This window comes from Paenibacillus terrae HPL-003 (assembly GCF_000235585.1).
GTDB lineage: Bacteria > Bacillota > Bacilli > Paenibacillales > Paenibacillaceae > Paenibacillus > Paenibacillus terrae_B.
The window spans coordinates 5,099,312-5,111,767 of sequence record NC_016641.1; the positions used below are offsets into that span (position 1 = coordinate 5,099,312).

The following is a 12,456-nucleotide window of genomic DNA, read 5'->3' on the forward strand; positions in this document are numbered from 1 at the left end:
TCTTCATTCGAAATTAAACTTACACCCAGGTCGCCACACTTTTTTCATACCGAACGGTATCCTCCGGCGTGAAAAAATTCGCAATCTCGCGCTCCGCGCTCTCCGGTGAATCTGAACCGTGAATGAGGTTAAACGGTGTATGTGCAGCAAAGTCTCCCCGGATCGTGCCCGGAAGAGCTTCTGTCACTTGTGTTTTACCAATCAGCAGGCGGGACAGGGTAACGATGTTATCCCCTTCCCAAACCATGGCGAATACAGGGCCAGAAGTGATAAAGCCTACAAGCTCTTCAAAAAAGGGCTTGCCCACATGCTCAGCATAATGCCGTTCCGCCTGTTCTCTAGATACCTGCACAAGTTTACCAGCCGTCATTTTGAAGCCTTTGTCTTCCAGACGACTAATAATACGTCCAATTAGTCCGCGTTGTACTCCATCCGGTTTAACCATCAAAAACGTACGATCCATCGGCTCACTCCCAATCCAATCTAATGTATTTATACAGTACTAATCTGTATTGTAACAGAAAGCTTGGAAACGGTTAAAGTATTTTGTCACAGAAAACCCAAAACACAACTTTAGTAGGAGCGGCGGGTAACAAAATGAGCAATATCGCGCAGCGTCTTTTTCGTTTTGACATCTGGAAGTAAGTCCAGCGCGAGTAGCGCTTTTTTAATATATCGGTCGGCGAGAATTTCTGCTTTAGCGATTCCTTCACTTTTTTTAATCATATCCACCGCTTTGCGAGCATCTCCCTGCCCGTCCCCAGCCTGAATACGACCGATTTCAGCCAATAGATCGTCACGCAGCTCAGGCTGTCCAAGCGCATAAATAACCGGAAGCGTAATATTCCCCTGCCTCATATCACTGCCTGGAGGCTTGCCAAGCTTTTTTTCCGTGCCACACAGATCAAGCAAATCATCCTGAATTTGAAAGGCCATACCTACATTATAGCCATAGGTATACAATAGAGAATTTACTCTTTCCTTCGCACCTGTAGCCATAGCTCCCAATTGGCAGCTGACCGCAATCAACAATGCCGTTTTGCGACGTATACGAAGCAAATAATTACGTACACTCTGATCCACATTAAAAAAATCGCGGATTTGTTCCATTTCACCGATAGACATTTGCACCAGCGCCTTGGACAGCACCCGATGAATGTCCGGATTCGGCAGTCCCGCGACTATCGAAAGCGCACGCGCATATATGTAGTCTCCGGTGTACATAGCCACCCTATTGTCCCATTTGGACTTCACAGTTGGCTGGCCGCGCCTCATCTCCGCATCGTCAATCACATCATCGTGAACAAGGGAAGCAGAATGAATGAGTTCCAGCGGTACCGCTATGCGTTTGAGCTTGTCCAGATCATATTCCCCAAACTTGCCTCCCAGCAGTACAAATACCGGCCGCAAACGCTTGCCTCCCGCTTTGAGCAGATGAAGCGACGTATCATTAATCAACGGCTCCGTGCTGTCGATGCTGCGGTACAGCTCTTCTTCTATGAAGTTCATATCCTTCTTTAATAAACCGAACAAATCCAATCGTTTCATTCTTTCACCCGTGTCAGCGTATTGTCACTCCAGAGAAGCGGCTTCACTCGTCGGTCAAGCAGCCCCAGTTCATGCGCATACTGAAAATAAAGCTCTAAACCCTTTTGTTCCTTCTCTCCAAAATCATAACACAGATTAGTAAAGTAGCGCTCCCAATAATCCCGCAAGCCTCCAATTTCCTTGCGGGCTTCGGAAATAACAGACGTCAGATCAGACAGGCTGCGCTGCTTGCTTGCACGAAATGCATTCGCTACTTCAGTCACCGCATCAGGATTCTGTGTAGCAAAAACACGGCGTACTGCCCATACGGCAAAGGTCATACTGTACCCCGTCCAGCGTTTCCACTCTTCTCCGAGGTCCGTAACGTACAGACCATCACGCCGCCAGGATGCCTTGATCGCGTGATCTCCAATCAACAGCCCCGCATCCGCCTGCTCCAGCATCAGATCCAAATCCGGCTCGCAGTCGAAATAGGAAGGTTGGCCTTCCCACGCCTTCTGCATCAAAATTTTCAATAAATTCACGGATGTAGCAGACGTATTCGTCAACGCAATTGTTCCGTTTTTAATTTCATCCAGCGGCTGGCGTGAGAACAGCAAAATGGATTGCACAGGACCGTCTGCGCTGACAGACAGATCTGGCAACAGCAGCATATCCTCGGCACCGGATGCATAGGCAAAGGAAGACATCGCGCTGATATCCAGATTTCCTTTCAGCATACTGCGGTTCAATTCAGCCGGGACTCTAGAAATCAGCTCCGCCGGATGGAGGAGCTGTGAAGGATTAAAATAATGAAAAATGGGCCAAGCATTGGTATATTTAATTTTTCCGATTGTGATTGTCTTGGTGTCCGGTGTCGGCATCGGAATCCCCCCATCTCGTAAACAGTTGATGTTCGATTCGCAAGCTGTCCAATACTTTGCCTACGAGGAACATTACGATATCATCCAGCGTTTTCGGATGAAAGTAAAAAGCCGGCATAGCAGGAATCATTTTGACCCCGAGCCTTGCAAGCTTAAGCATATTTTCCAAATGGATGGCATGCAGCGGCGTCTCACGCGGCACTAGAATTAGCGGACGGCCTTCCTTCAACATCACGTCTGCTGCACGCGCCATGAGATTATCGGACGAGCCATGCGCCACTGCGGACAATGTTCCCATCGAGCAAGGCATGATAACCATCGCGTCCACCAGATAAGAGCCGCTCGCAATCGAAGCTCCAATATCCGTGAATGGATGGTATACAAGAGAACCGGGACGGCCTCCGAATTTGTCATTCAGAGCCCCTTCCCGGTCAGTCACGTTCCATCCTAATTCCTCTTTGAGTACCCGCCAGCCAGCGTTGGAAACAATCAGGTGAACTGTGTATTGCAAATCCAGCAGTGTCTCTACCAGCCGTATCCCATAAATGCTTCCGCTCGCGCCTGTAATGCCAATAACGATTCGTTTGCCTTGATGGTTGCTCACCTGATTATGATTCATAATTATTGACGCACCACCAAATCAACCAGTGTAAAAGCAAATACGACCGTGCTTAGTACACCGTTCATCGTAAAGAACGCCATCTGCACACGACTCAGGTCCTTCGGAGATACGATATAGTGCTCATAGAATAAGATAATGTACGAAATAATCATACCCGCCAGATACCACCAGCTTAAATCTGTAATAAAGAATAACACAATAAATCCGAGCGCTGTAATGACATGGAATGCCCGGGCGATGTTGAGTGCACCTGCTACACCAAAGCGGGCAGGAATGGAATAAACGCCCTCATTCTGGTCAAAATCAATATCTTGACAAGCATAAATAATATCAAATCCAGCCGTCCAAAATGCAATCGTGAGATATAATACAATAGCAGTTAAATCTATTTGCCCCGTCACTGCAACCCACGCGCCCAGCGGTGCCAATCCAATGGTCAGACCAAGTACGAAATGGCAAAGCCAGGTAAAACGCTTGGTGTAAGAGTAAAAAACAAGCATAAAAAAGGCCAGTGGGAACAGCTTGAACGCCAGCGGACTTAGCTTGAATGATGCCCAGAACAACAGCACCAAACTGACAATAATAAAAATGACCACTTCGCTCGACTTGAGCAACCCCGCCGGGATGGCACGTCCTGCCGTACGCGGATTTTTCGCATCAATAACACGGTCGATCATACGATTGAAGCCGAAAGCCGCGCTTCGTGCGCCAACCATAGCCAGTAAGATCCATCCGATCTGTGACCACGATGGAAGTGTGCCTGTCACGACAACTGACCCCAATACAGCCCCCATAAATGCAAATGGGAGCGCAAATAACGTATGTTCAATTTTAATCATTTCCAAAAAAATAGCAATTTTCTTAAACATGCTGACTCTCCTTGATTCCAATATGCAATGCCGCAATGCCTCCAGTGAGAGAATGAGCCTGTACATCCTTTAATCCAACTTCACGGAAGATGCCAGCCAGCTCATCCCTTCCCGGAAAAAGCGCCAACGAATCAGGGAGCCATTTGTATTGCTCATAACGTTTGGCGAACAATTTGCCGAGCATGGGCAAGATGTGTTTAAAGTATGCATAGTAAATTCCCTTGAACGGCTGCCATGTAGGCTTGGATAGTTCCAGACATACGACCTGCCCGCCAGGTTTGACGACACGCTGCATTTCCTGTAATACACGGCGCAAATCAGGCACATTACGCAGACCAAAGCCAATCGTTGCGTAGTCAAAAGAATTGTCTTCAAAAGGCAGCTCCATCGCATTGCCCTGAACAAGCTTGATCTGCTTTTCACGTGCCTCTGATACAATTTTACGCTCGCCTACATTCAGCATGTTCTGGCTAAAATCCAGCCCTAAGATGTGACCACTTTCACTTGCACGCGCCATCGCGAGCGTCCAGTCACACGTACCACAGCAAAGGTCGATTGCTGTATCCCCGTGGTGCATGTTCATTTTTTCCATCGTATATTTACGCCAAGCCTTATGTCTGCGAAAGCTCAGTATATCGTTCATCAAGTCGTATTTACCTGCGATGCTCTCAAACACGCCATGAACGAATTGCTCTTTCGGCTTGGTGTCGCTTGATCCCATGACGTTCACCTAACCTTCCCTCACAACCGGGTGTGGACTATTCAGCAGCTTCAGGAAAGGCTCCAGCATGCGTTCGAATTCCTCGATCCCCGTATTTTGATCATCTGACAGGATCTGCCGGATGTGTGTAACAGTTGTCTGGAGCTTGTTCAGTATCGCGTTCTCGGCTTTGTACTTCAGAACAAGCTTGTGCCATACATCAGTGTCTGAACCACTCTCAGACAGCAGCTCCCGTTCATTCTGGTCACCATTACTATAAACATGCCAGAACATATATCCGAAACGGGACTTGTCCGATTCTGTACGCTTATGCCACTCCTCTGCCAGCGTATCACAGAGGGCAAATTCGTTGAGAAGCTGCTCCCAGACTTCCCGATCCTGCTCTGCCACAAGGGAAGTAAAGGATAGAAAAAGCTCCTTTTTAAAATGAACCATCTGAGTTAAATACTGTGCAGCATTCAGACGGAGATGCTTCATCTCCCAATACAGGCTCATTTTACCAGCGTTTACTTCACATACAGCATCACTCAGCTTCGAAATGGTCGTGATGTGGCCTGCCAGTGCAAGCAGCTGATAAAAGCGGCTGCTAAAATAGTCCCCAGCCAACACTTTCAACTGTCTGGAACGCATCTCCTCCGGACTTCGTATACCGGATAAAGTATCGATCATATCATGCGTATCCAGCCCCATCTGCAAAAGCGAGGTGACCAATGCGTATAATTCTTCCTCGCTGGCATGTAGCTCCTGCGCATTCCGGTTCAAAAACATAAACAACAGGCGGGTACGACTGTCAGGAAAAGCCGGCATTTCCGTATGTTGTTGAATCATGTCGTATTCCACATATTTCCTTGCTAATTGGGGTACGCGATACGGTTTCATCCTACGCCTCCGAGCCATGACTTTCTGGTGTACTCAAATAATTGCAATGCCTTATATTATATCACAATTTAAAATGATTCGCGACTAAAGTACTGTAGGTCCAACGCCAGAAACACCTAATCTGTATATACACCGTTAAACCTGCTTTGCCACATTGGAGTTACCGTAATACGGAAGCGGGATTTCAGTTCCTCCGGCAGGTCCGCACCTTCCCGGCTTCTCAGCTGATCCAGTGCTTCAATCGGCCATTCGTTCCGGCGTATATCCGATGCCAGCAGAAGATGCCTTTCTCCTGACCATTTGTCCTGTGTCACTACCCTAAGCAGTAATTGCCGTACGTTCGTTGTTCCATAAAAACTAAAGGCGGCAATCTCCGCCATATTTTGATAGATTTCAAGTGGGGCGGTTTCTTCCTTGGACAGCTTTACATCCAGAGTCAGGACTGAATGTTCCCAGCTTACGCTGGCAATTGGTGTCGTCAAAGGAAGCTCCTTCAGCGTATCCACCAGATTGTCATCGGTCAGCAGCACCCGCTGCTGCGACGATATCGTCGCCTGTGTCTCACGAACAGCTGCGGTTCCCGAGTCCAGCGCCTGTAAGGATGGTAGCAGTACAGCAGCGGCGGTGGTTATGAGAATCGAGCCGCATAGCACAATCCAAGGTTTCATCAGAGCCTCCCCTGACCCCTACCCTGTTATGGGTTTGCTACGGTAAAGGTCCTCACTCTCATTGTACAACAAAAAAAAGCAGGCTATGCCTGCATTTTAATCCTCTGTATCCACGACCCCGTGCTTGGTCATCACAACGGCCTTGCCACGAATTTTAATAGCAGAGGTATGATCGGTAAATTGGACGATCAGCACCTCACCTTTATCCAATTTTTCTGAATGATGCAGGCGTGTATCCTGGCCTCTTGTCAGACCAAAAACCTGACATCCGTTACTTTTTGCTTTAATCACAACGTACTCACTACTACCCGTCACGTTATCTTCCATATCCATTTCCCCCCTGAGAGCCGAAGCTATACTTTTTATGATGGAGATTCAAGCTTGTTTTGTCAACCACATGCTTTCTGCGCTAACTGCAACAATTGCCGCGTCCTGAGCCATACTATCTATGCAGCCCCATCTGCTAACGAAAGGAGCGAATTGGATGAAAAACTATCGTCCCGCTAATCTAAGCCCTGCTCAAGTAGAGCGGCTTCAGCAGCTGGAGCATGAATTTGCCGAGCTGACGGGTGAACCGTTGGTGCTGATCGCATTAGCCTCACAAGATGACAGAACCGCTTCCCCTTCTTCGTCCCGCATGTCATCTGCTACGGAATAACAGGACAAAAAGAAAAGGCCGTGAATCAAATTCACGGTCTTTCCAGCGCAATGGGAATATGTAAGAAATCTTATTTAATTCCGTCCTTGAGCGCTTTACCCGGTTTAAATGCCGGAATTTTGCTCGCAGGGATTTCGATTTCTTCTCCTGTTTGCGGGTTACGTCCTTTACGTGCAGAACGTTCACGAACCTCAAAGTTCCCGAAACCTACCAGTTGCACCTTGTCTCCGTTTTGCAGCGCACCGGAGATTGCTTCGAATACAGCGTCAACGGCTTTAGTTACGTCCTTTTTGGACAATTCAGTGCTTTCGGAAACCTGATTGATCAAATCCGTTTTATTCATAATATTCACCTCCCAATTCAAGTGTAGTCCAGCATCAAGGTTATCGGTGTTGTAGAACCGATATAAAGTCGCCTGTATAAAATAACCCGGGCGGCATATGCCTTCCATAATGTTATCATCTGTTTCCGTTTCGCCGTTAAATATACATAGAATATACCTAACCTCCGCAATATAGAGACAATATCGCCGAAACTGGCGTTTTATGGCACCCTTCTTGCGTGGAACAAGGTTTATAGTAATACAGTCCACAGACAATTTCAAGTACGGCGACGGTTTAGCACATAAAAAGTGATGGCCAGCGCGAGCACCAGCACAACTCCTTTGACAATATCATGAGCAAAATACTGCACGTTCATCATCGTCAGTCCGTTTACCAATACCCCGATCAAAACTGCACCGATAAACGTACCAATGGCATTCGGTTTACCCGCTCCAAAAACCGAAAAGCCGACAAAAACCGCGGCTACCGCCTCCATCAGCAAGGGAGATCCTGCATCGATTTGGCCCGATCCTACTCGTGAGGCATACAAAATACCGGCAATGGCTGCAAATACGCCTGAAGCGACGTAGGCCAGTGTACGGACTTTTTTTACCCGTATGCCCGACAGACGAGCTGCTTCCTCATTCCCTCCGGTCACATACATTTGACGCCCATGCTTTGTGTAGGTTAAGAAAATATGCACCGCCGCTACCGCTAGCAGCAGCAAAATAACCGAAATCGGGATACCTAGCCATTTGCCTTGTCCCAAAATAAGAAAAGCAGGAGATATTTCTCCTGGCGCCTTGCTGCCATCAGGAAATTGCATATGATTATAAATGGTGTAGCCTTGAGCGTACGTTTTATGAATCCCGCTTACAATATACATCATCGCAAGGGTTGCCAGCAAATCGGGAATACGAAGCTTAACGATCAACAATGAGTTCAGTAGTCCCACCACCGCACCGACAACCAGAGACACAATAATGACCACCGCAACAGGCTGTTCATACCAGACCATCAACGAAGCTGAAACAATAGTGGTTAAAGACACCGTAGCACCGACGGAAAGATCAAAACCGTCCACGATGAGAGACAATGTCACACCAATTGCGACGAAAGTCACAATCGCAATAGAGCCAAGAATGTCCATCAAATTATCATACGTCCAGAAATAGGGCAATGTGGCCGAAAAAAACGCCAGCACACCAATAATTACGACTACAGCCCCATAACGAAATGAAACGTTTAACCATTTTTCCTTCATAAGTGCACCTCTTCACCGCCGCTGGCATACAACAGAAGCTGTTCCTGCTCCACTTCGCCCCGCGCAAATTCCTTTATTATTTTTCCGTCATACATCACCGCAATTCGATCACCAATGCCGATGCCCTCAGCAAATTCACAGGTTAGATAGATGACCGCTTTTCCCTGGGCCGCCAATTCACCAATGATACGGAAAATATCACTTTTTGCCCCGATATCCACACCCTTGGTCGGCTCGTCAAAAACAAACACATCTGCCCCGGAATGCAGCCATTTACCTATCGCAACCTTTTGCTGATTCCCGCCACTCAAATATTTAACGTCCTGACGCAGAGATGGCGTCTTAATGCCCAGGGAAGCAACGACTTCGTTACCGTTCGTACGTTCTTTGCGACGACTGATAAAGCCAAGTACACTCAACTTACCCAATAGCGGAAGACTAAGGTTTCGTTCTACCGTCTCTTCGATTAATATACCCTGCTTGCGCCGTTCCTCAGGTATGGACACAATCCTCTGAGCTATCGCGTCCGCAGGCTCTCTCAGGCGAATGGAGCGGCCTTTAAAGACCAGTTCCCCCTTATCGGGCTTATCAGCACCTGTAAGAAGCCGGGACAGCTCCGTTTTGCCCGCACCGACCAAACCTACGATAGACAAGATTTCCCCGCGTCTGACCTGCAAATCGACACCGTGAACCCGTAATCCCCTGTGAAGCCCCTTGGCTTCCAGCACCGTTTCACCGATAGGAGCATCCGTTTTCGGAAATTCCTCCTCAAATGTTTTACCAAGCATATGCGTAACGATGTCGCCAACACTCAAATCAGAGGATGGACCTGTGAATACTTGCTCCCCATCACGCATCACCGTAACCCGGTCGCTGTGTTTGATGACCTCCGGCAATCGGTGGGTGATAAGAATACATGCAACGCCCTCCGCCTTGAGCGCATGGATTGTGCGGAACAAGCGCCGCGTTTCTTCTTCGCTGAGCGGCGCTGTAGGCTCATCGAAAATGATTGTATTTGCTTGCTGTGTCAAAATACGCGCAATGAGTACAAGCTGCTTTTCTGCCAACGTCAACTCAGAAACGTATTGCCGTACATCAATATCGGCCTCCAGCCGTCCCAGCGCCTCGCGCGCGCGTTTACGCATGGAACCCGGCGCAGCCCACCAGCGTCCTTCGGGTGCAGACAAATCGTCCAGTACAATGTTCTCCGCGACGCTCAGCTGCGGCACAAGCGCCGAATCGACCTCCTGATAGACACAGTGAATCCCCGCCCTCTTCGCCTCCCACGGCGAACCAATGTTCAGCTCCTTGCCACCTGCTACAATACTTCCCTGATCAGAACGATACGCGCCGGATAAAATTTTCATCAGCGTGCTTTTACCTGCTCCGTTTGCGCCCAGCAGAGCGTGAATTTCGCCGCCATGCACCGTAAAATCCACGGACCGCAGCGCATCCACACCAGCAAACTGTTTGCTGATTTTCTTCATTTCCAGTGTATACACTTGTGAACTCATGGTACCTCCCTCACGCCTGCTTATGATAAAAGCGCGCCGAAGCGCGCCTTATGCTTTATCCTAAAGTTTATTTGGCCGTTTCATATTCTTTCATCCAATCCTTGTAGCCTTGCTCGCTTTGGCCCCATCCCTTTACATATTGAGACAGCTCGGATGTGGAAATTTGCTTATCCGGCAATGCTTCGCGCTGCACATAGACCGCCTTCAGCACCACTTGCTCCTCCGGGTTGTCCCCGTGCAGCTTCTGATATGCATAGCGCACTTGTACACGTCCGATATCTGTCGGATCTACAGCCGCCGAAGCTACCCAAGGATTTTTCGGGTCCTGAATCATTTGCAGATCCTCATCACTCATATCAATGCCGTAGACTTTAATTTCCGTACGTCCAGCTTGCTGGATGGCGCGTGCTGCACCTTTGGCAAATTCATCCCAGGCAGCCCAGACCGCTGTAATTTCACCCTTAGGATATTGTTTCAACACAGCTTCCATTTTGGCTTGAGTGTCCAAAGCTGGATTCTGAGCTGAGCCAAAAGTCGCAATTTCTTTAATGCCCGGGTTGGCTTTCAAAAACTTATCATAAGCAACCTGACGGCGCTCCATTGGTGCAAATCCGGCAACCCACACTTTTACGATGTTACCTTTGCCACCGATATCCTTTTTCATTTGCTCCAGCGTCAGCTCAGCCATGCTTTGGTCATCCTGTGAAAGCACGACAGCCCCCGGAACGTTAACCGCAGCATCGAAGACGATAACCGGGATATTGCGGGAAATCGCTTTTTTCAACCCTGTTTCCAGCAACGCATCTCCATGATCCGTCAAAATGACATCAAACTGCTGGTTAATCGCGCTATCGAGCAAGGAGGCCATTTTAGCCTTATCGTTGTCTGCCACAAACTTTGTCAGCGTACCGCCAAATTTCTTAACTTCCCCTTCCACGCCCTGAACATACTGCTGTGAGAACGTGCCTGTGTTAAACTCCATAATTAATGCAACTCGTTTGCCTTTTAAGTTTAAACTGTCTGTTTTTGCATCCGTTGTGTTCGAACCTGTACTGCTCGTCCCTTGAGCACCGCTCTCTGTTTTCGGCGTGCCACATGCAGTGACCAGCAAAACCAGCACCAACAGCATCATAGCCCCTAGTCCTAGCTTTTTGTTTTTTTGGATATACATGTTTCGTTTCCCCCTCGTTCATTCAACAAAATGATTCAAATTTGATACTTAATATATCGCGTTAAACCAAGTATGTAAATAGGTTTTGTGAATATAAAAATATTTTACGATCATATATGATAAAATACGACAATTTCATAGGAATATAACGTAGATGTTGGTGTGAGATTATATTTCGTTTTACATCTAAATAGATTTCAGAAAAAATTAAACAACCGTTCCCCGATTGAATATCAGGAAACGGTTGCTGCATAAAGGTGTCTTTTTAGTTCTTTACTTGACAGGGGGATGACCACTGGATCGATCTTTCCTTATGCTTAAATGTGAACATCACGAGCGAGGCTAGCCCGGAGATACGATCTCCTTGTCATTTTCAATATGGTGAAGCTCACATCTAATTTATTTGGAGCACTGCTTTACCAGAGAACTTCCGTTCTATCAGTTGTTGGGCGATAGTTCCAATCTCCTTCCACGATGCCTCCACTTCAATTCTAGGTACTAACTGGCCTTTTGAAACAAGCTCGCCTAGTAATTTTAGATCTTCTGCCGGCGAATAGCGATTTATCTCCTCTCCTAGGAAGAAGCTGTACAAGGTTCTACCACCTAAGCCCCTGATATTAATCGTTGCGTAAGGTGAGGACGAATGCCCCATGGATACACATATCCCCTCTGGTGCAAGCTGAGGCAGTAAGGCAGCTAGCGTATCGCCACCTACTGAATCGATAATTAAATGATAAGGTCCAAATGTATCGACCGATGAAATCGCCGTACCTCCAACGATAACCTCATTAGCACCAGCTTCTTGAACAAGTAAGGCTTTTTCCTTTGTTCTGGCTATTCCTACTGTAAAAGCTCCAGATTGCGCTGCTAGCTGATGTGCGAAAATCCCAACTCCGCCAGTCGAGCCAGTTATCAATATTCGCTTACCGAGCAGCATTCCTCCTTTTCTAAGCGTATTGAGTGCTGACAGACCAGCTACCGGTAAAGTAGCGGCCTGTGCTAAGGTAATATCATCAGGAATTTCAGCCAGTAATGAAGTAGGGGCAGCAACTTGTTCGGCCCATGCTCCCAGCGGGAGAAGGCCAACGACACGGCTTCCTTGTTTCGGACCAGTTCCGTTTTTGGCCTGCTCGATGACGATTCCGGCAAAATCCCAGCCCGGCCTGATCTGCTCTCCATTATCCCTTGCATCTACCACTTCACCTCGATTAAGGGAGAAGGCTTGTACTTGAACGATCGCTTCCCAAGGCTGGGTTTGTGGGGCAGCAACTTCCTTTATAGCGAAATATCCTGAAGCTAACGGATCTGTTACAATTGCACGAACCATATGATCTCCTCCATGATTGTAATTGAGAA

15 protein-coding genes are annotated in these 12,456 nt (G+C 47.7%); 1 reads left to right on the forward strand and 14 read right to left on the reverse strand.

Going from position 1 to position 12,456, the window contains the following annotated elements; translation table 11 throughout:
* Positions 1 to 19 precede the first annotated feature (19 nt).
* The 9 genes from ndk to mtrB form a co-directional block, all read right to left on the reverse strand.
* Complete coding sequence (ndk, locus tag HPL003_RS22555) at positions 20 to 463, reverse strand: nucleoside-diphosphate kinase (RefSeq protein WP_014282092.1); 444 nt, start codon at positions 461 to 463, stop codon at positions 20 to 22.
* A gap of 110 nt (positions 464 to 573) precedes the next feature.
* Positions 574 to 1,548, reverse strand: coding sequence for a polyprenyl synthetase family protein (locus HPL003_RS22560; protein ID WP_014282093.1), 975 nt, complete (start codon positions 1,546 to 1,548; stop codon positions 574 to 576).
* Positions 1,545 to 2,411 carry a menaquinone biosynthesis protein gene (locus HPL003_RS22565; RefSeq protein ID WP_014282094.1) on the reverse strand — a complete coding sequence of 289 codons (867 nt, stop codon included), beginning with the start codon at positions 2,409 to 2,411 and terminating at the stop codon, positions 1,545 to 1,547. Before HPL003_RS22565 ends, HPL003_RS22560 begins: the two co-directional genes overlap by 4 nt.
* Positions 2,368 to 3,030, reverse strand: coding sequence for a UbiX family flavin prenyltransferase (locus HPL003_RS22570; protein WP_014282095.1), 663 nt, complete (start codon positions 3,028 to 3,030; stop codon positions 2,368 to 2,370). The genes HPL003_RS22565 and HPL003_RS22570 overlap by 44 nt, the downstream gene beginning before the upstream one ends.
* Before the next feature lie 2 nt (positions 3,031 to 3,032).
* The gene (locus tag HPL003_RS22575) at positions 3,033 to 3,902 is read right to left on the reverse strand and encodes a UbiA-like polyprenyltransferase (RefSeq protein WP_014282096.1); all 870 of its coding nucleotides are present in this window, start codon (positions 3,900 to 3,902) and stop codon (positions 3,033 to 3,035) included.
* On the reverse strand, positions 3,895 to 4,623 hold the full coding sequence (locus HPL003_RS22580) for a demethylmenaquinone methyltransferase (protein ID WP_014282097.1): 729 nt from the start codon (positions 4,621 to 4,623) through the stop codon (positions 3,895 to 3,897). Before HPL003_RS22580 ends, HPL003_RS22575 begins: the two co-directional genes overlap by 8 nt.
* Positions 4,624 to 4,632: 9 nt before the next feature.
* Positions 4,633 to 5,502, reverse strand: coding sequence for a heptaprenyl diphosphate synthase component 1 (locus tag HPL003_RS22585; protein ID WP_014282098.1), 870 nt, complete (start codon positions 5,500 to 5,502; stop codon positions 4,633 to 4,635).
* 116 nt (positions 5,503 to 5,618) lie between these two features.
* On the reverse strand, positions 5,619 to 6,170 hold the full coding sequence (locus tag HPL003_RS22590) for a hypothetical protein (protein ID WP_014282099.1): 552 nt from the start codon (positions 6,168 to 6,170) through the stop codon (positions 5,619 to 5,621).
* Positions 6,171 to 6,266: 96 nt separating this feature from the next.
* Positions 6,267 to 6,497 carry a trp RNA-binding attenuation protein MtrB gene (gene mtrB, locus HPL003_RS22595; RefSeq protein WP_013310730.1) on the reverse strand — a complete coding sequence of 77 codons (231 nt, stop codon included), beginning with the start codon at positions 6,495 to 6,497 and terminating at the stop codon, positions 6,267 to 6,269.
* Positions 6,498 to 6,654: 157 nt separating this feature from the next.
* On the opposite strand from mtrB, the gene HPL003_RS29315 reads away from it, so the two are divergent.
* The gene (locus tag HPL003_RS29315; protein WP_014282100.1) at positions 6,655 to 6,828 is read left to right on the forward strand and encodes a hypothetical protein; all 174 of its coding nucleotides are present in this window, start codon (positions 6,655 to 6,657) and stop codon (positions 6,826 to 6,828) included.
* Between the two features lie 70 nt (positions 6,829 to 6,898).
* Here HPL003_RS29315 and HPL003_RS22600 read toward each other — a convergent pair whose 3' ends face one another.
* The 5 genes from HPL003_RS22600 to HPL003_RS22620 form a co-directional block, all read right to left on the reverse strand.
* The gene (locus HPL003_RS22600) at positions 6,899 to 7,171 is read right to left on the reverse strand and encodes an HU family DNA-binding protein (RefSeq protein WP_014282101.1); all 273 of its coding nucleotides are present in this window, start codon (positions 7,169 to 7,171) and stop codon (positions 6,899 to 6,901) included.
* Between the two features lie 257 nt (positions 7,172 to 7,428).
* Positions 7,429 to 8,415: an ABC transporter permease gene (locus HPL003_RS22605; protein WP_014282102.1), complete on the reverse strand. Its 987-nt coding sequence runs from the start codon at positions 8,413 to 8,415 to the stop codon at positions 7,429 to 7,431.
* The gene (locus HPL003_RS22610; protein ID WP_014282103.1) at positions 8,412 to 9,929 is read right to left on the reverse strand and encodes a sugar ABC transporter ATP-binding protein; all 1,518 of its coding nucleotides are present in this window, start codon (positions 9,927 to 9,929) and stop codon (positions 8,412 to 8,414) included. The genes HPL003_RS22605 and HPL003_RS22610 overlap by 4 nt, the downstream gene beginning before the upstream one ends.
* A gap of 67 nt (positions 9,930 to 9,996) precedes the next feature.
* On the reverse strand, positions 9,997 to 11,100 hold the full coding sequence (locus tag HPL003_RS22615) for a sugar ABC transporter substrate-binding protein (protein WP_014282104.1): 1,104 nt from the start codon (positions 11,098 to 11,100) through the stop codon (positions 9,997 to 9,999).
* A 394-nt stretch (positions 11,101 to 11,494) separates the two neighbouring features.
* Entirely contained in the window at positions 11,495 to 12,427 is a 933-nt protein-coding gene (locus HPL003_RS22620) for a zinc-binding dehydrogenase (RefSeq protein WP_014282105.1), read from the reverse strand.
* Between the last annotated feature and the right edge of the window lie 29 nt (positions 12,428 to 12,456).

Excerpts from the sequence above, each read along its gene's own strand:
- ndk (WP_014282092.1), bottom strand. The coding sequence starts at position 463 with ATGGATCGTACGTTTTTGATGGTTAAACCGGATGGAGTACAACGCGGA.
- HPL003_RS22560 (WP_014282093.1), bottom strand. The coding sequence starts at position 1,548 with ATGAAACGATTGGATTTGTTCGGTTTATTAAAGAAGGATATGAACTTC.
- HPL003_RS22565 (WP_014282094.1), bottom strand. The coding sequence starts at position 2,411 with ATGCCGACACCGGACACCAAGACAATCACAATCGGAAAAATTAAATAT.
- HPL003_RS22570 (WP_014282095.1), bottom strand. The coding sequence starts at position 3,030 with ATGAATCATAATCAGGTGAGCAACCATCAAGGCAAACGAATCGTTATT.
- HPL003_RS22575 (WP_014282096.1), bottom strand. The coding sequence starts at position 3,902 with ATGTTTAAGAAAATTGCTATTTTTTTGGAAATGATTAAAATTGAACAT.
- HPL003_RS22580 (WP_014282097.1), bottom strand. The coding sequence starts at position 4,623 with ATGGGATCAAGCGACACCAAGCCGAAAGAGCAATTCGTTCATGGCGTG.
- HPL003_RS22585 (WP_014282098.1), bottom strand. The coding sequence starts at position 5,502 with ATGAAACCGTATCGCGTACCCCAATTAGCAAGGAAATATGTGGAATAC.
- HPL003_RS22590 (WP_014282099.1), bottom strand. The coding sequence starts at position 6,170 with ATGAAACCTTGGATTGTGCTATGCGGCTCGATTCTCATAACCACCGCC.
- mtrB (WP_013310730.1), bottom strand. The coding sequence starts at position 6,497 with ATGGAAGATAACGTGACGGGTAGTAGTGAGTACGTTGTGATTAAAGCA.
- HPL003_RS29315 (WP_014282100.1), top strand. The coding sequence starts at position 6,655 with ATGAAAAACTATCGTCCCGCTAATCTAAGCCCTGCTCAAGTAGAGCGG.
- HPL003_RS22600 (WP_014282101.1), bottom strand. The coding sequence starts at position 7,171 with ATGAATAAAACGGATTTGATCAATCAGGTTTCCGAAAGCACTGAATTG.
- HPL003_RS22605 (WP_014282102.1), bottom strand. The coding sequence starts at position 8,415 with ATGAAGGAAAAATGGTTAAACGTTTCATTTCGTTATGGGGCTGTAGTC.
- HPL003_RS22610 (WP_014282103.1), bottom strand. The coding sequence starts at position 9,929 with ATGAGTTCACAAGTGTATACACTGGAAATGAAGAAAATCAGCAAACAG.
- HPL003_RS22615 (WP_014282104.1), bottom strand. The coding sequence starts at position 11,100 with ATGTATATCCAAAAAAACAAAAAGCTAGGACTAGGGGCTATGATGCTG.
- HPL003_RS22620 (WP_014282105.1), bottom strand. The coding sequence starts at position 12,427 with ATGGTTCGTGCAATTGTAACAGATCCGTTAGCTTCAGGATATTTCGCT.